General features: G+C 60.6%; 14 protein-coding genes. 5 read left to right on the forward strand and 9 right to left on the reverse strand.

Going from position 1 to position 17,048, the window contains the following annotated elements; genetic code table 11:
• The first annotated feature begins 121 nt into the window (after positions 1-121).
• The 3 genes from epsC (at position 122) to mgrA (ending at position 4,536) form a co-directional block, all read left to right on the forward strand.
• Positions 122-1,048, forward strand: coding sequence for a serine O-acetyltransferase EpsC (gene epsC, locus AAEZ09_RS01920; protein WP_045061305.1), 927 nt, complete (start codon positions 122-124; stop codon positions 1,046-1,048).
• 427 nt (positions 1,049-1,475) lie between these two features.
• Entirely contained in the window at positions 1,476-3,431 is a 1,956-nt protein-coding gene (gene betT / locus AAEZ09_RS01925) for a choline transporter BetT (RefSeq protein WP_350598115.1), read from the forward strand.
• Positions 3,432-3,498: 67 nt separating this feature from the next.
• Positions 3,499-4,536, forward strand: coding sequence for an L-glyceraldehyde 3-phosphate reductase (gene mgrA, locus AAEZ09_RS01930; RefSeq protein ID WP_122840758.1), 1,038 nt, complete (start codon positions 3,499-3,501; stop codon positions 4,534-4,536).
• 60 nt (positions 4,537-4,596) lie between these two features.
• Here the strand turns inward: mgrA and tauD are convergent, their stop codons facing one another.
• The 7 genes from tauD to AAEZ09_RS01965 form a co-directional block, all read right to left on the reverse strand.
• Positions 4,597-5,439: a taurine dioxygenase gene (gene tauD / locus AAEZ09_RS01935; RefSeq protein WP_205893595.1), complete on the reverse strand. Its 843-nt coding sequence runs from the start codon at positions 5,437-5,439 to the stop codon at positions 4,597-4,599.
• A 179-nt stretch (positions 5,440-5,618) separates the two neighbouring features.
• A complete protein-coding gene (gene tauC, locus AAEZ09_RS01940) occupies positions 5,619-6,452 on the reverse strand; it encodes a taurine ABC transporter permease TauC (protein ID WP_045061310.1) in 834 nt (277 codons plus the stop codon).
• On the reverse strand, positions 6,449-7,243 hold the full coding sequence (gene tauB, locus AAEZ09_RS01945) for a taurine ABC transporter ATP-binding subunit (protein WP_045061311.1): 795 nt from the start codon (positions 7,241-7,243) through the stop codon (positions 6,449-6,451). Before tauB ends, tauC begins: the two co-directional genes overlap by 4 nt.
• Positions 7,244-7,259: 16 nt before the next feature.
• Complete coding sequence (gene tauA / locus AAEZ09_RS01950; protein WP_350597888.1) at positions 7,260-8,237, reverse strand: taurine ABC transporter substrate-binding protein; 978 nt, start codon at positions 8,235-8,237, stop codon at positions 7,260-7,262.
• A gap of 256 nt (positions 8,238-8,493) precedes the next feature.
• The gene (gene gshA / locus AAEZ09_RS01955) at positions 8,494-10,077 is read right to left on the reverse strand and encodes a glutamate--cysteine ligase (RefSeq protein ID WP_045061313.1); all 1,584 of its coding nucleotides are present in this window, start codon (positions 10,075-10,077) and stop codon (positions 8,494-8,496) included.
• A gap of 292 nt (positions 10,078-10,369) precedes the next feature.
• Positions 10,370-10,753 (reverse strand): PaaI family thioesterase, encoded by a 384-nt coding sequence (locus tag AAEZ09_RS01960; protein ID WP_045061314.1) that lies wholly within the window; start codon positions 10,751-10,753, stop codon positions 10,370-10,372.
• The gene (locus tag AAEZ09_RS01965) at positions 10,753-13,077 is read right to left on the reverse strand and encodes a Tex family protein (protein WP_350597891.1); all 2,325 of its coding nucleotides are present in this window, start codon (positions 13,075-13,077) and stop codon (positions 10,753-10,755) included. The genes AAEZ09_RS01960 and AAEZ09_RS01965 overlap by 1 nt, the downstream gene beginning before the upstream one ends.
• Positions 13,078-13,434: 357 nt before the next feature.
• Between AAEZ09_RS01965 and ompR the strand changes: the two genes are divergently transcribed.
• The gene (gene ompR, locus AAEZ09_RS01970) at positions 13,435-14,175 is read left to right on the forward strand and encodes an osmolarity response regulator transcription factor OmpR (protein WP_045061316.1); all 741 of its coding nucleotides are present in this window, start codon (positions 13,435-13,437) and stop codon (positions 14,173-14,175) included.
• A 103-nt stretch (positions 14,176-14,278) separates the two neighbouring features.
• Positions 14,279-15,592, forward strand: a complete 1,314-nt coding sequence (locus AAEZ09_RS01975) for an ATP-binding protein (protein WP_045061317.1) — start codon at positions 14,279-14,281, stop codon at positions 15,590-15,592.
• 64 nt (positions 15,593-15,656) lie between these two features.
• Here AAEZ09_RS01975 and rimK read toward each other — a convergent pair whose 3' ends face one another.
• Together rimK and rimB are read right to left on the reverse strand one after the other, a co-directional pair.
• Complete coding sequence (rimK, locus tag AAEZ09_RS01980) at positions 15,657-16,562, reverse strand: 30S ribosomal protein S6--L-glutamate ligase (RefSeq protein ID WP_045061318.1); 906 nt, start codon at positions 16,560-16,562, stop codon at positions 15,657-15,659.
• Complete coding sequence (gene rimB, locus AAEZ09_RS01985; protein ID WP_479687546.1) at positions 16,559-17,038, reverse strand: retropepsin-like aspartic endopeptidase RimB; 480 nt, start codon at positions 17,036-17,038, stop codon at positions 16,559-16,561. Before rimB ends, rimK begins: the two co-directional genes overlap by 4 nt.
• Positions 17,039-17,048 lie beyond the last annotated feature (10 nt).

The following is a 17,048-nucleotide window of genomic DNA, read 5'->3' on the forward strand; positions in this document are numbered from 1 at the left end:
CTTATAGCTGAAAGTACTGAGTACAGCACTATTGGTTCTTAATTCGATTTTGAGACCTTGCCGTAAAGTAATTGCCGTCAAGGCGGCCAGACAGTCCGGCCGCCCGAGAGGAGTCTTTACCGTGAGCGAGCGTTCCAGCCATTGGCAGTTGCAGACCATCGTCAGCCAACTGCGTACAGCGCGTGATCAGTGGCGCACCCAGAATGGCCGTGTCAGCGGAGAGCAGGGCGGTAGGGAATTACCTTCCCGGGCGGCCATGGCGGAAATTCTTGAAGCGCTTTGTGGCGCATTGTTCCCGATGCGCCTTGGCCCTGTGGACCTGCGCGAGGAGAGCGAAGACTTCTACGTCGGCCACACCCTGGATGTCGCCCTCAACGCGTTGCTTGCCCAGGCACGCCTCGAACTGCGTTACGCCGCGCGCCACAGTGCGCAGGCCGATACCGAGGTCGAGGCGCGGACGATTCAGATCATCCAGGATTTCGCACTCGCCTTGCCGGGCCTGCGCAGTTTGCTGGACACCGACGTACTGGCGGCTTATCACGGCGACCCGGCGGCACGCAGTGTCGATGAAGTGCTGCTGTGCTATCCCGGCATCCTGGCGGTGATTCACCATCGCCTGGCGCACCATTTGTATCGCGCCGGCTTGCCCTTGCTGGCGCGGATCAGCGCGGAAATCGCGCACTCGGCCACCGGCATCGATATTCACCCCGGGGCGCAGATTGGCCGCAGTTTCTTTATTGATCACGGGACGGGCGTGGTGATTGGCGAGACGGCCATCATTGGCGAGCGCGTGCGGATTTATCAGGCGGTGACGCTGGGCGCCAAAAGGTTTCCGGCGGATGAGGACGGGCAGTTGCAGAAGGGCCACGCCCGGCATCCGATTGTCGAGGATGACGTGGTGATCTATGCCGGTGCGACGATCCTGGGTCGGATTACCATTGGCAAGGGCTCGACCATTGGCGGCAATGTCTGGCTGACACGCAGTGTGCCGGCGGGGTGCAACCTGACGCAGGCGAATCTGCAGCACGACGACGGGACGCAGAAGTAAGGGCTGAAATCCTCAGTGATCTTGCTAACGCCTTCGCGGGCAAGCCACGCTCCCACAGGATTGATGTCGTTCGCGTAATTACCGTACGACACAACTCCTGTGGGAGCGTGGCTTGCCCGCGAAGGATTTCAAGCCGACCGAGATAATGGCATTTATCGCTAATTTCTTGCTGAACGAATGCCCCCAGCCCCGCGTCATACCCTTCCTTGAGCTAGCGTACAAACAGTACCGCCGAGCCTTGCGATTAGTCCTTAGCGCCCTATCCATGTTTAACTTGAACGTTCATTCAAGTTAAAACCTTGGTTCGCTGCCCGCTCACAACAGGAGGCTTGCCTTTGCTGAGTCCGATTTTTACAGCCACATCCGCAACCGTTGAGGTGCACACTTCATGAGTGCATCGTCTCTCCCTCCAAGCGGCCAGGTCCGCATGAATCCGCCGGTGTTCTACTTCGCGGCGACGTTTATCCTGCTGTTTGGCATTGTCGTCATCGCCATGCCTGAACAGGCAGGTGCCTGGCTTCTGGAAGCGCAAAACTGGGCGGCCAACACGGTCGGCTGGTATTACATGCTCGCGATGACCCTGTATCTGGTCTTCGTGGTGGTCACCGCCTTGTCCGGCTACGGCAAGATCAAGCTCGGTGCCGACCACGACGAACCCGAATTCAGTTACCTGTCCTGGGCCGGCATGCTGTTCGCCGCCGGGATCAGCATCACACTGTTCTTCTTTTGCGTGTCCGAACCGCTGACCCACCTGGCGCAACCGCCTCAAGGGGAAGCGGGCACGGCGGATGCCGCACGCCAGGCAATGCAGATTCTGTTTCTGCACTGGGGCCTGCACGGTTGGGGCGTATTCGCGTTCGTGGGCATGGCGCTGGCTTACTTCGCCTACCGGCATAACCTGCCGCTGGCCTTGCGTTCGGCGCTGTACCCGCTGATTGGCAAACGCATCAACGGCCCGATTGGCTACGCGGTGGATGGCTTTGGCATCATCGCCACGGTGTTCGGCCTGGGTGCCGACATGGGTTTTGGAGTGTTGCACCTCAACTCCGGCCTCGACTACCTGTTCGGTATCGCCCATACCCAGTGGATTCAGGTCGGCTTGATCACCCTGATGATGGGCGCGGCAATCATCGTTGCGGTGTCCGGCGTCGACAAAGGCGTGCGGGTGATGTCCGATATCAACATGCTGCTGGCCTGCGCGCTGCTGCTGTTTGTGTTGTTCGCCGGTCCTACCCAGCACTTGCTCAATACCTTGATCCAGAACATCGGCGATTATCTCGGCGCCTTGCCGATGAAGAGCTTCGACCTCTACGCCTACGACAAACCGAGCGACTGGCTGGGTGGCTGGACGGTGTTCTACTGGGCCTGGTGGATCGCATGGTCGCCGTTCGTGGGGCTGTTCATCGCACGGATTTCCCGTGGCCGGACCATCCGCGAGTTCGTCTTTGGCGTATTGCTGATCCCGCTTGGCTTCACCCTGGCGTGGATGTCGATCTTCGGTAACAGCGCGATCGATCAGGTGCTCAATCACGGCATGAGTGCACTGGGCATGTCCGCCATTGATAACCCATCGATGACGTTGTACCTGCTGCTGGAAACCTATCCGTGGAGCAAGACGGTGATCGCGGTCACCGTGTTCATCAGCTTCGTGTTTTTCGTCACCTCGGCCGACTCCGGCACGGTGGTGCTGTCGACGCTGTCGGCCAAGGGTGGCAATCCCGATGAGGATGGTCCGAAATGGCTGCGGGTGTTCTGGGGCGCGATGACTGCGCTGGTCACCAGTGCGCTGCTGTTTTCGGGCAGCATCGATGCGTTGAAATCAGCGGTGGTGCTGACTTCGCTGCCGTTCTCGATGATCTTGCTGCTGATGATGTGGGGCCTGCACAAGGCGTTTTACCTGGAGTCGCAGAAGCAGATTGCGCAGATGCATTCCCTGGCACCGGTCTCCGGCTCCCGGCGTGGTGGATGGCGTCAACGCTTGACTCAGGCCGTGCATTTCCCGTCGCGTGACGAGGTCTATCGCTTCCTTGATACGACGGTGCGCCCGGCGATTGAAGAAGTGACGGCCGTTTTCGTCGAGAAGGGCTTGAGCGTGGTCACTCAACCCGACCCGGCCAACGACAACGTCAGCCTGGAAATCGGTCATGGCGAGGAGCACCCGTTCATCTATCAAGTGCAGATGCGCGGGTACTTCACGCCGTCGTTTGCCCGCGGAGGCATGGGCTCCAAGCAGCTCAACAATCGCCGTTATTACCGGGCTGAAGTGCATTTGGCCGAGGGCAGTCAGGACTATGATCTGGTCGGCTACACCAAGGAGCAGATCATCAACGACATCCTCGATCAGTACGAGCGGCACATGCAGTTCCTGCATTTGGTACGTTGATCAGGAAAGGTGAGGGCGTCATCGGGAGCAAGCTTTGCTCCCACAGCAATCAACGAGAGAGGATTCGATGATCTATACCGCTGCTGAAAATCGCTACGACTCTATCCCATACCGCCGCGTAGGCCGCAGCGGGCTGGTGCTGCCGGCGTTGTCGCTGGGCCTGTGGCACAACTTCGGCGACAGCACGCCGATCGACACCCAGCGCTCGTTGTTGCGCACGGCGTTTGACCTGGGCATCAACCACTTCGACCTGGCTAACAACTATGGTCCGCCCTACGGCAGTGCCGAGATCAACTTCGGTCGTTTGCTGCGTGAAGACTTCAAGCAGTACCGCGATGAACTGATCATCTCGAGCAAGGCCGGCTGGGACATGTGGCCCGGCCCCTATGGCCAGGGCGGTGGGTCGCGCAAGTATGTGCTGGCCAGCCTCGACCAGAGCTTGCAGCGCCTGGGCCTGGACTACGTTGATATCTTCTACTCGCACCGTTTCGACCCGGACACGCCACTGGAAGAAACTGCCAGCGCACTGGCAACAGCGGTGCAGCAAGGCAAGGCCCTGTACATTGGCATCTCGTCCTATTCCGGGGTGAAAACCCGCGAAATGGCCGAACTGTTGAAAGAATGGAAAGTGCCGCTGCTGATCCATCAACCGGCTTATAACTTGCTCAATCGCTGGGTGGAAAAGGACCTGCTGGATACCACCGACGAGCTCGGCACCGGGGTGATCGCCTTCACGCCGCTGGCCCAGGGTCTGCTGACTGACAAGTACCTCAACGGCGTCCCGGCGGATGCGCGGGTGAATCGTCCGGGGGGTGGCTCGTTGCAGGCCTCGCATTTGTCTGAAGCCAACATCGCTCATGTGCGCGCGCTGAACGAGATTGCCAAGCGTCGTGGCCAGAGCCTCGCGCAGTTGGCACTGGCCTGGACACTGCGTGACCCGCGGGTGACTTCGGCGCTGATCGGTGCAAGCCGGCCGGAGCAGATCATCGAGAACGTCGGGGCGTTGAAAAATCTGAGTTTCAGTGCTGAAGAGTTGGCGGAGATCGACCGGTTCGCCCAGGAGGGCGGGATCAATCTCTGGGAGAAGCCTTCGACGGCTGAGTAAGCGTCAGGCGTCAGGTTATCTGGCGCCGGTTAGATCGCCTTCGCGACAAAAACTGGGCAACTACCGAAAGAACGGAACATCCCCCAACACCGTAGCCCGCTGCATCACCCGCCGCGCAGGCCGGTAATCGTCTACCGCGTAATGCTGCGTCACGCGGTTATCCCAGAACGCCACGTCGTCCTTCTGCCACCGCCAGCGAATGGTGAACTCCGGGCGAGTGGCATGGGCGAACAGCAGTTTCAGCACCGCCTCGCTCTCGGTGTCTGACAGCTCGTTGATCTTCGAGGTGAAGCCCTCGTTGACGAACAGTGACCGACGCCCGCTCGCCGGGTGCGTGCGAACCACCGGGTGCGATAACGGCGGGTTCTTGCGTCGGGCCTCTTCCCATTGGGCGAACGCGTCAGGGGTGTTGCCATAGCGCTCCACCGGGAATGACCGGGTGAAGTCGTGAGTGGCTGTCAGCCCTTCGAGCATGGATTTCATGGGCGCGGACAGCGCCTCGTAGGCTGCAATACCACTGGCCCACAAGGTGTCGCCGCCAAACTCGGGCAGCAGCTTGGCACTGAGCACCGCGCCCATTGCCGGGGTGGGCAGGAAGGTCACGTCGGTATGCCAGATAGCGTTGTCGCGCACGTCGGTGACGGCGGTGTCGAGGATCAGCACTTCGGGTTGTTCCGGCACATTGGGGTAGATCGGATGAATGTGCAGGTCGCCGAAATACGCGGCGAATCGTGCCTGTTGTTGTGGCGTGATCGGTTGGTCGCGGAAGAACAGCACCTGGTGCTTGAGCAATGCCTGCTCGATAGCGTCGCGTTGTTCCGGAGTCAGTGGCTGGCTCACGTCGACACCGCTGATCTGCGCGCCGAGGGCCGAGCTTAAAGGGACTATCGTCAGGTTACTCATCGTGATTCTCTTCAATTCTGAGTGTCGTCTATGTTTGGTGAACGACACGGCACCTGTAGGCTCTGTCGGAGGCTGCGATTTTTTGATGTTGTTTTTTAGACGCAAGATCAAAAGATCGCAGCCTCGGTTCCCTCGACAGCTCCTACAGGGCTGGGTCCAAAAAGGGGTATTCAAATTTTTCAGTGGGCCTGGCCGTGCCACGGCACCAGCTTGCGTTGCAGGGCGCGCAGGCCCATTTCCATGGCGAAGGCGATGAGCGCGATGACCAGGATCCCGAGTACCACCACGTCAGTGACCAGGAACTGCGCGGCCGACTGCACCATGAAGCCCAAACCACTGGTGGCGGCGATCAGTTCGGCGGCGACCAGCGTCGACCAGCCAACGCCCAGGCCAATGCGCACGCCGGTCAGGATGTCCGGCAACGCGCTCGGCAGGATCACATGGCGAATCAGCTGCGCGCGGGTAGCGCCCAGGGACTGTGCAGCACGCAATTTGGCCGGATCGACGGTGCGCACGCCGGTGGCGGTGGCAATGGCAATCGGGGCGAAGATCGCCAGGTAGATCAGCAGGACTTTGGACAGCTCACCGATGCCGCACCAGATCACGATCAGTGGCAGATACGCCAGCGGTGGGATAGGGCGGTAAAACTCGATCAGCGGATCGAGAATGCCACGGGCGATGCGGTTGTGACCGATGGCGATACCCACCGGAACCGCGGTCAGCACGGCAAAGCCCAGGCCCAGGCCGATACGGCTGAGGCTCGCGCCCAAATGCTGCCACAACGTCGAGTCCATGTAGCCGGTGGTTACCAGCAACCAGCCCTTCTGCAGGACGGCCGACGGTGGTGGCAAGAACAGCGGCTCGATCATGCCGGTTGCCGTCACAGCCCACCAAAGCGCTACCAGTGCGACCAGTGTCAGGACGCTGATCCAGCGCGTGCTCAAGCTGCGGCGTACGGGAATCACCGTCGAAGCGGTTTTTACCCTAACGGCAGGAATTTCGTAGCTGCTCATGCGCGCTCCTGCCGTTGTGCGGCGCTGCGTTGGGAGAACACCTTGGCGAGCACGTGTTCGCGGGTTTCGATAAAACGTGGGTCGGATTTGATCGCCCGTGCCGACTCGCCGGCGGCGTAACGCTGACCGAAGTCCAGGCTCAGACGTTCGACGATCTGCCCCGGATTTGGCGCCAGCAGAATCAGGTCTGTGGCAAGAAACACCGCCTCTTCGATGTCGTGGGTAATCAGAAATACCGGTTTTGCGGTGCGCTGCCAGACTTGCAGCAGCAGCTCTTGCATCTGTTCGCGGGTGAACGCATCGAGCGCGCCGAACGGTTCGTCCATCAACAGTACGCGAGGGTCGGCCGCCAGCGCACGGGCCAGGCCGACACGCTGTTTCTGGCCGCCCGAAAGCTGCCAGATGCGCCGGTGTTCGAAACCGGACAGGTCCACCAGCGTGAGCATTTCCCGCGCACGGATTTCGCGCTTGTCTTTCGAGACGCCTGCCAGTTCCAGGCCGAAGCCGACGTTAGCCAGCACGTCCTGCCAAGGCAGCAGGGCGTCGTCCTGAAACACTACGCCGCGTTCGGCGCTCGGTCCCTTGACGGGCACGCCGTCGAGGGTGATGCGCCCGGCGCTGGGCTCGACGAAACCGGCAATCAGGTTCAGCAGTGAGGTCTTGCCACTGCCCGACGGGCCGAGCGCCACCAGCAATTGCTGAGGCCCCAGGCTCAGGGAAATATCCGCCAGTACCGGTTCGGGGCTGCCGGGGTACTGTGCGCTGATACGCTCCAGCTGTAGCAAGGCCATCGCAATAAACTCCCGATCAGTTGGTGATGAACTTGGCGCTGACGTACGGCGCGTAGTCCGGCAGAACCGCTTCCACCTTGCCTTGTTCCTTGAGAAACACGGCGGTGTCGGTGATGGCTTTGGTGGTCGGCGCGCCGAGGGTAATCACCTGATCAGCCGCCAGCGGGTAGACGTTGCCTTGCAACAACAGTGGAATGTCGCTGGCCTTGGCGCCGGAGAGTTTCACCAGCTTGTCGACGTTGCCCTGATTAGCCAGCCAGGCTGTTGGGTCCTTGCGGTAGTCGGCGTAGGCGTCGAGGGTGACTTTGGCGAAGGCGGTGACGATTTCCGGGTGTTTTTCAGCGAAATCTTTACGCACGATCCAGGCATCGAAGGTCGGTGCGCCGAACTTGGCCAGTTCGCCAGAGGTAATCAGCACTTTGCCGTTTTCCTTGGCAACGCCCAGGGCTGGGTCCCACACGTAGGTAGCGTCGATGTCACCCCGTTTCCACGCGGCGATAATGGCTGGCGGGGCGAGGTTCAGTACGGTGACTTTCGACGGGTCGATATTCCAGTGCTTCAGCGCGGCCAGCAGGCTGTAGTGGCCGGTGGACACGAATGGCACGGCGATCTTCTTGCCGATCAGGTCTTGCGGGGTCTTGATCCCCGATCCGTCGCGAGCCACCAGGGCTTCGGCGGCACCGATCTGGGTGGCGATCAGGAAGGTTTCCACAGGCACTTTGCGAGTGATCGCGGCGGTCAGGGGGCTGGAGCCGAGGTAGCCGATCTGTACGTCGCCGGAGGCAATGGCGGCAATGATGTCGGCGCCATTATCGAATTTGCGCCAGTCGATCTTGGCGTTGGTGGCTTTTTCATAGGCGCCGTCGGCCTGGGCAACTTTCGCCGGGTCTACGGTGGTCTGGTAGGCAACGGTGACGTCGGCGGCCTGGGCGAAGAAGCTCGCCGCAGCCAGCGAAGCGGCCGCCAGGAGGCGAAGGGGGATATGCAGTTTCATCGGAGAAGCTCCTCAACAGGCGGCCGGGAGTTGGCGTTTGAGGAGACTAAATGATCTAAGAATGCGGAAATAAATAACTTTTTCGCATTAGCTTATGAGTGGAAAAAGCGGAGGATCAAAAGATCGCAGCCTGCGGCAGCTCCTACACAGGTCGCGTGCAGGCTCGGGGACTGCGTGGCGCGGCGAAAAAAAATCGCAGACTCCAGCCGATCCCTGTAGGAGCTGCCGCAGGCTGCGATCTTTTTAAAGCTGCCGATTAATTACTGATCGCCAGAATGCTCGCCTGATACGACCCGACAAACACATCAAAATCGCCGACTTCGTTCTTCTCCAGCTCCACCTGTTCCGCCAGCGACGAGCGTGCACGGTCTTCGAATTTCGCCTGGTCTTCCGCAGAAAGCGGTTCGCTGCGGAAATATTCCGCATGCGCCTGGCTCTGACGCAACGAGAACTGACTGAAACTCTCCTTGTGCTCTGCCATCGCGGCCAACACCTGGGCCGATGGGGTCAGGGCCGGGTCCTTGACCTTAGCCAGCTGGGCATCCAGCGCCTTGCTGTGAGCATCGCCGCCGTGGCTCTGGTCCAGTATCGCCGCGAGGGGAGCAATGTGCTCCAGCAACTCGCTGGCCCACTCCTTGAGGTCCACCGGCTGGCCGTCGCGCTGCAGTTGCAGGCCCGGGCGGCGACCTTCCTTGACCACGCTAAGGAAGTTCGAGGTCGCGTTGCCGCACGAGGTGTTGGTCAGCAGCGGGCTGTCGTTGAGCGCGCAGTACAGCAGGAACGCGTCGAGAAAGCGCGACTCGGTGAGGTCGATGCCCATCGGCAGGAGCGGGTTGATGTCCAGGCAGCGCACTTCGACGTACTGGATACCACGTGCCACCAGCGCCTGGATCGGGCGCTCGCCGGTGTAGGTCACGCGCTTGGGGCGAATGTTGGAGTAGTACTCGTTTTCGATCTGCAGGATGTTGGTGTTGAGCTGAACCCACTCTCCATCCTGATGGGTGCCGATCTCCACGTACGGTGCGTAGGGAGTGGCTACCGCTTTGCGCAGGCTGTCGGTGTAGCTGACCAGGTCGTTATAGCAAGGCGTCAGGCCGGCCTGGGCGTTACTCTGGTAACCCAGGTCACTCATGCGCAGGCTTGTGGCGTAAGGCAGGTAGAGCGTGTCCGGGTCCAGCTGCTCCAGCTGATGGGAGCGCCCTCGCAGGAAGCCCGCATCAAGGGCTGGTGAAGCGCCAAACAGGTACATCAGCAGCCAGCTGTAGCGACGGAAGTTGCGGATCAGCGCGATGTAGGCCGAGGACTGATAGTCGCGATCGGTGCCGACAAAGCCTTCAGCTTCCTTGAGCAGCGGCCAGAGCTGTTCCGGCAGGGAAAAATTGTAGTGAATCCCGGCGATGCATTGCATCGTCTTGCCGTAGCGCAGGGCCAGGCCCTTGCGGTAGACGTACTTGAGCTGACCGATGTTCGAGGTGCCGTAGTAGGCAATCGGGATGTCTTCCTCAGCCGGCAACGGGCACGGCATGGAAGGACTCCACAAGTACTCGCTGCCCAGCTTGCTGTAGGCAAAGCGGTGAATGCTGTCCAGGCTCGCCAGCGTATCGGCCGGGTCCGGCAGGGCGGGCGTGATGAACTCCAGCAGCGACTCGGAATAGTCGGTGGTGATTTGTTCATTGGTCAGCGCGGAACCCAATTCTTCGGGGTGGGGCGTTTGCGCCAGGCGACCTTCGCTGGTCACGCGCAGGCATTCACGTTCGATGCCGTGAAGGCACTGTTCGAGCAGAGAGAGGTTAGCGCGCTCGCCAAGCAGAGCCAGGCGGCGGTTGAGAATTTCGCTCAAGTTGGATTCCTTCACGCGTCAGTCGCCCCAATATGGGGGTGGGCAAGACGGTCTACAAGGGTGAAGTTGAAACTGGCGTTTTCGCCTGGTTTTTTAGCAGCACGGACTTCATGCCAGTCGGTCAAGGACCCGTCGCCGCGAACCCTGTGGGAGCGGGCTTGCCCGCGATGAGGGAGTGTCAGTCACCATTTATGTTGCCTGACACACCGCCATCGCGGGCAAGCGCGCTCCCACAGAAAATCCCGGCGCCGCTTTCATAGCGCCGAAATTACCTCAAAATGATGATCGGTAGCTACAGGACAGCGAACGTGCCTTGCGCTTTTGCGACCAATTTTTCGCCTTGCATCACTTCGGCCTCGACCACCAGCGTGCGACGGCCCGGGTGGATCACCCGTGCCGTGCACATCACCTCGCCCTCAGACACCGCGCGAATGTAGTTGATCTTGCATTCGATGGTCGCGCTCTGCTGGTCGAAGCCATGGGTGCTGGAACAGGCCAGGCCCATGGCAATGTCCACCAGGCTGAACAACGCGCCGCCGTGCAGCTTGCCGCCGCGGTTGCGCAGTTCGGGCTGCAGTGCCAGGGCGACTTGCGCCACCCCGGTGTCCAGGCTGTGCAAACGACAACCCAGCAGCTTGAAGAACGCGCTTTCGGTCAACCCTGGCGGGATCTCCATCAACGCTTCTTCAGTTGCTTGGCGTTGGCGAACAGCGAAGCCATGGCATTGTTGGCAGGGGCGGGCGCCGTGGTTTCCTTGCGCGGTGCAGTGTTCTGGGACTGACGCGGTGCCGAACCAGGACGCGCACCACGAGCGCCATCGATTTTCTCGCCAGGGGTGTCGCTCATGCGCATCGACAGGCCCACGCGCTTACGCGGTATATCGACTTCCATGACCTTCACTTTCACCACGTCGCCCGCCTTCACCGCTTCACGGGGATCCTTGATGAACTTCTCCGAAAGTGCAGAGATATGCACCAAACCGTCCTGATGAACGCCGATGTCAACGAATGCGCCGAAGTTGGTCACGTTAGTGACCACGCCTTCGAGGATCATGCCCAGCTGCAGGTCCTTGAGGTCTTCGACACCTTCCTGGAACTCGGCAGTCTTGAACTCGGGACGCGGATCGCGACCGGGTTTTTCCAGCTCTTGCAGAATGTCGGTGACCGTTGGCAGACCGAACGTCTCGTCGGTGTACTTCTTCGGATCCAGGCGCTTGAGAAAGCTGGCGTCGCCAATCAGCGAACGGATGTCGCGGTCGGTTTCAGCGGCAATGCGCTGCACCAGTGGATAGGCTTCCGGGTGAACGGCGGACGAATCCAGCGGGTTGTCACCGTTCATGACCCGCAGGAAGCCGGCGGCCTGTTCGAAAGTTTTTTCACCCAGGCGTGCGACTTTTTTCAACGCGGCGCGGGTCTTGAACGCACCGTGTTCGTCGCGGTGGCTGACGATGTTCTGCGCCAGGGTCGCATTGAGGCCGGAGATGCGGGCCAGCAGTGCCACGGAAGCAGTGTTGACGTCCACCCCGACGGCGTTCACGCAGTCTTCGACCACGGCGTCCAGGCCGCGCGCCAGTTTCAGCTGCGATACGTCGTGCTGATACTGGCCGACGCCAATGGATTTCGGATCGATCTTCACCAGTTCGGCCAGCGGGTCCTGCAGGCGACGAGCGATGGATACCGCGCCACGGATCGACACGTCGAGGTCCGGGAATTCCTTGGAAGCCAATTCCGACGCCGAGTAAACCGATGCGCCGGCCTCGGAGACCATGACCTTGGTCATTTTCATCGCCGGGTATTTCTTGATCAGCTCAGCGGCGAGCTTGTCGGTTTCACGGCTGGCGGTGCCGTTGCCGATGGCGATCAGGTCGACCGAATGCTTGGCGCAAAGGGCTGCCAGGATCGCAATGGTCTGATCCCACTTGTTGTGCGGCACGTGGGGGTAAACGGTGGCGTGATCCAGCAGCTTACCGGTGGAGTCGACCACGGCGACCTTGCAACCGGTGCGCAGGCCCGGGTCCAGGCCCAGTGTGGCGCGCGGGCCGGCCGGGGCCGACAGCAGCAGATCGTGCAGGTTGTGGGCGAACACGTTGATCGCCTCGGTTTCCGCGCCATCGCGCAACTCGCCGAGCAGGTCGGTTTCGAGATGGGTATAGAGCTTGACCTTCCAGGTCCAGCGCACCACTTCGCCCAGCCATTTGTCGGCGGCGCGGTTCTGGTTCTGAATGCCGAACTGCTGGCCGATCATGCCTTCGCAGGGGTGCATGGTGCCCGGCAGCTCGTCGCCGACTTTCAGCGCGGAACTGAGAATGCCTTCGTTGCGGCCACGGAAAATCGCCAGGGCGCGGTGCGATGGCATGCTTTTGAGCGGTTCGTCGTGTTCGAAGTAGTCGCGGAACTTGGCGCCTTCCTCTTCTTTGCCGGCGATCACGCGGGCACTGAGGATGGCCTCCTGCTTGAGGTAGCTGCGCAGTTTGTCCAGCAGGCCGGCGTCTTCGGCGAAGCGCTCCATCAGGATGTACTTGGCGCCTTCAAGGGCCGCCTTCACATCGGCTACGCCTTTTTCCGCGTCGATGAAGCGTGCAGCTTCGGCGTCCGGGGCCAGGGTCGGGTCGTTGAACAGGCCGTCGGCCAGCTCGCCGAGGCCGGCTTCCAGGGCGATCTGGCCCTTGGTGCGGCGCTTCTGCTTGTACGGCAGGTACAAGTCTTCGAGGCGGGTCTTGGTGTCGGCGAGCTTGATGTCGCGCTCCAGCTGCGGGGTCAGCTTGCCTTGTTCCTGAATACTGGCCAGGATGCTGATGCGCCGTTCGTCGAGTTCTCGCAGGTAGCGCAGACGCTCTTCCAGATGACGCAACTGGATGTCATCGAGGCTGCCGGTCACTTCTTTCCGGTAGCGGGCGATGAAGGGCACGGTAGAACCTTCATCGAGTAGCGCGACGGCCGCTTCGACCTGTTGTGGGCGTACACCGAGTTCCTCGGCGATGCGGCTGTTGATGCTGTCCATAAAACCACCTGACAAATTGTGAAAGCAGGCTCGCAGGCACAGGATTAAAGGCTCGGCGAGTCTGGTTGAGCGGCCTGGCCTGCGCCGCTACCTGGATCAACAGGCATCCCGTTGACCCGTGAAATCGAACAATTACTGCCAGCGCCATGAAATAAAAAGTGGCTGCTGCTGTAAACGATCAGACGTTGCCTGACACAAAAGGCCGCGCATTATAACCAGCATCGGTCATTCGGGGCATCGCAGGCTCCCGCTACCCACCCGGTTTACTGGCGGTGGAGGAAAAATCTGCTAACAATGCACACGGTGCGTATAACGGCAGCTACGCCATAATGCGCGCCGAGCTAAAAGGAGCATCTAATGAGCAGCACTGCAAACATTGCTGAAGGCGAAAAAATTCTTATTGTTGATGACGACCCGGGGCTGAGCAGCCTGCTGGAGCGCTTTTTCGTCAGCAAGGGCTACCGTGCCCGCACGGTACCGAACACGGAACAAATGGACCGCCTGCTGGCGCGTGAAGTGTTCAACCTGGTCGTTCTCGACCTGATGCTGCCAGGCGAAGACGGCCTGACCGCCTGCCGCCGCCTGCGTACCGCGAACAACCAGATTCCAATCATCATGCTGACCGCCAAGGGCGATGAGCTGAGCCGGATCAAGGGTCTGGAGCTGGGTGCCGACGACTACCTGGCCAAGCCGTTCAACCCGGACGAGCTGATGGCGCGGGTCAAGGCGGTGCTGCGTCGCCAGTCGACGCCTGTGCCAGGCGCACCGGGCAGCGAAGACGAGAGCGTGACGTTTGGTGACTACGAACTGTCGCTGGCCACCCGTGAGCTCAAGCGTGGCGAAGAAGTGCACATGCTCACCACTGGCGAGTTCGCCGTGCTCAAGGCGTTGGTGATGAACGCGCGTCAGCCATTGACTCGCGACAAGCTGATGAACCTGGCTCGTGGTCGTGAATGGGATGCGCTCGAACGCTCCATCGATGTGCAAATCTCGCGTCTGCGCCGGATGATCGAACCTGATCCATCCAAACCGCGTTACATCCAGACGGTTTGGGGCGTGGGTTACGTATTCGTGCCGGACGGCGCAGCCACCAAGTGATTGGCGATTTGTAGGAGCGGGTCATGCGGATGATTTTGTCCGCAGACTCGCGAACCGCAATATGCGAGCATCGCTCGCTCTTGCATGTGTTTAGCGGTTATCCATGAAAACGCCCGTGTGGTTCCCCCAAAGTTTCTTCTCTCGCACCCTGTGGCTGGTGCTGATCGTTGTGCTGTTTTCCAAGGCACTGACCCTCGTTTATCTGCTGATGAACGAAGACGTGCTTGTGGATCGCCAGTACAGCCACGGCGTCGCCTTGACGCTGCGCGCCTATTGGGCGGCTGATGAAAACAATCGAGACAAAATCGCCGAAGCGGCAACGCTGATTCGTGTGGTTGGCACCGGTGTGCCGGAGGGTGAGCAGCACTGGCCCTACAGCGAAATCTACCAGCGACAGATGCAGGCAGAACTCGGTGCCGATACCGAAGTCCGGTTACGTATGCACTCGCCCCCAGCCCTCTGGGTGCGGGCGCCGAGCCTGGGTGACGGCTGGCTGAAAGTACCGCTTTACCCGCATCCGCTGCGCGGGCAGAAAATCTGGAACGTACTCGGCTGGTTCCTCGCCATCGGATTGCTGTCCACGGCTTCGGCGTGGATTTTTGTCAGTCAGCTCAATCAACCTTTGAAACGCCTGGTCTACGCGGCCAGACAGCTCGGCCAGGGGCGCAGCGTGCGCCTGCCGATCAGCGACACGCCCAGCGAAATGACCGAGGTGTACCGCGCCTTCAACCAGATGGCCGAGGACGTCGAGCAGGCGGGCCGTGAGCGTGAGCTGATGCTGGCCGGGGTATCCCACGACCTGCGAACCCCGCTCACCCGTTTGCGCCTGTCCCTGGAGCTGATGGGCGACCACAGCGACCTGACCGACGATATGGTGCGTGACATCGAGGACATGGACGCGATTCTTGACCAGTTCCTGGCATTTATCCGTGATGGACGCGATGAGTCGGTGGAAGAAGTCGACCTGATCGATCTCGTGCGCGAAGTTGCTGCTCCTTACAACCAGAACGAAGAAAAAGTGCGTTTGCGCCTGGAGCCGATTCAGCCGTTCCCGCTACGGCGGGTGTCGATGAAACGACTGTTGAACAACCTGATCGGCAATGCGCTGCATCACGCCGGCAGCGGTGTGGAGGTAGCGGCTTACGTATCCGGAGATACCAGCGCGCCTTACGTGGTGCTGAGCGTCATGGACCGTGGCGCCGGGATCGATCCGTCGGAGCTGGAAGCCATTTTCAACCCGTTCACCCGTGGTGATCGTGCCCGGGGCGGCAAGGGAACCGGATTGGGCCTGGCGATCGTCAAGCGGATTGCTTCGATGCATGGCGGCAATGTCGAGCTGCGCAACCGTGATGGTGGCGGGCTGGAGGCGCGGGTGCGCTTGCCGTTGGGGTTGATGTTGCCGCGCGATGCGGTTTAACGGCTGAAAAAAAGATCGTCCGAACGCGGCCGGAGCCTTCGGACGATCTTTTGATCTTCCCGCTTTAGCCTTTTCCTTTGGTGCGCGTCATATTCGGCCCACCATTCTTTTCAAGATGCTCGATGATGATCCCCGCCACGTTCTTGCCGGTGGTGGTCTCGATGCCTTCCAGCCCCGGCGACGAGTTGACTTCCATCACCAGCGGCCCGTGATTGGAACGCAGGATATCCACGCCTGCGACGGCCAGCCCCATTACCTTGGCCGCACGCAAGGCCGTCATGCGTTCTTCCGGGGTGATCTTGATCAGGCTCGCGCTGCCGCCCCGGTGCAGGTTGGAACGGAACTCCCCTGGTTTGGCCTGGCGTTTCATCGCAGCAATCACTTTGTCGCCCACCACGAAGCAGCGAATGTCTGCCCCACCGGCTTCCTTGATGTATTCCTGGACCATGATGTTCTGCTTGAGACCCATGAAGGCCTCGATCACCGACTCCGCCGCAGTCGCGGTCTCACACAGCACCACGCCGATGCCCTGGGTGCCTTCCAGTACCTTGATCACCAGAGGGGCGCCGTTGACCATTTCGATCAGGTCGGGAATGTCATCCGGCGAGTGCGCAAACCCGGTGACCGGCAAGCCGATCCCTCGGCGCGAGAGCAGTTGCAATGAGCGCAGTTTGTCCCGCGAACGCGCGATGGCCACCGATTCGTTGAGCGGAAATACCCCCATCATCTCGAACTGGCGCAAAACCGCGCAGCCATAAAACGTCACCGATGCCCCGATACGCGGGATGACCGCATCGAAACCTTCCAGCGGCCGGCCCCTGTAGTGGATCTGCGGCTTGTGGCTGGCGATGTTCATGTAGGCGCGCAAGGTGTCGACCACGACCATTTCGTGGCCACGCTCGGTTCCGGCTTCGACCAGACGACGAGTGGAATACAGACGCGGGTTCCGCGACAGCACAGCGATCTTCATGCAACACCTGTGGAAAGGGTAGAGACCGGGAACACCGGCTTGTCTTGTACGTATTTGATGCCCGGATTGACGACCAGTTGGCCGTCGATAAGGGCTTTGGAACCGAGTAGCAGGCGATATCGCATGGATTTACGGCAGGCGAGGGTGAACTCGACCCGCCAGACCCGATCACCGAGGGCCAGGGTGGTGCTGACCACATAGCGCTTCTGCGCATGGCCATTGGAGCTCTTGATGGTTTTCATGGTCACCAGCGGGGCTTCGCAACGCCGATGACGCAGTTGCAATACCGTGCCCAGATGCGCGGTAAAACGCACCCATTTTTCACCATCGCGCTCAAACGGCTCAATGTCGGTGGCATGCAAGCTGGAGGTGCTGGCACCGGTGTCGATTTTTGCCCGCAGGCCTGCCACTCCCAAATCCGGAAGCGCCACCCACTCGCGCAGACCGACAACGGTCAAATGGTCAAATGTCTTCAATAGAATAAAC

The organism is Pseudomonas sp. 65/3-MNA-CIBAN-0223 (assembly GCF_040310425.1).
Classification (GTDB): domain Bacteria; phylum Pseudomonadota; class Gammaproteobacteria; order Pseudomonadales; family Pseudomonadaceae; genus Aquipseudomonas; species Aquipseudomonas gregormendelii.

Coding starts and splice junctions, on each gene's coding strand:
- tauA (WP_350597888.1), bottom strand. CDS start 8,237: ATGAAACTGCATATCCCCCTTCGCCTCCTGGCGGCCGCTTCGCTGGCT.
- rimK (WP_045061318.1), bottom strand. CDS start 16,562: ATGAAGATCGCTGTGCTGTCGCGGAACCCGCGTCTGTATTCCACTCGT.
- ompR (WP_045061316.1), top strand. CDS start 13,435: ATGAGCAGCACTGCAAACATTGCTGAAGGCGAAAAAATTCTTATTGTT.
- mgrA (WP_122840758.1), top strand. CDS start 3,499: ATGATCTATACCGCTGCTGAAAATCGCTACGACTCTATCCCATACCGC.
- betT (WP_350598115.1), top strand. CDS start 1,476: ATGAATCCGCCGGTGTTCTACTTCGCGGCGACGTTTATCCTGCTGTTT.
- tauD (WP_205893595.1), bottom strand. CDS start 5,439: ATGAGTAACCTGACGATAGTCCCTTTAAGCTCGGCCCTCGGCGCGCAG.
- AAEZ09_RS01965 (WP_350597891.1), bottom strand. CDS start 13,077: ATGGACAGCATCAACAGCCGCATCGCCGAGGAACTCGGTGTACGCCCA.
- tauC (WP_045061310.1), bottom strand. CDS start 6,452: ATGAGCAGCTACGAAATTCCTGCCGTTAGGGTAAAAACCGCTTCGACG.
- tauB (WP_045061311.1), bottom strand. CDS start 7,243: ATGGCCTTGCTACAGCTGGAGCGTATCAGCGCACAGTACCCCGGCAGC.
- AAEZ09_RS01960 (WP_045061314.1), bottom strand. CDS start 10,753: ATGGAGATCCCGCCAGGGTTGACCGAAAGCGCGTTCTTCAAGCTGCTG.
- AAEZ09_RS01975 (WP_045061317.1), top strand. CDS start 14,279: ATGAAAACGCCCGTGTGGTTCCCCCAAAGTTTCTTCTCTCGCACCCTG.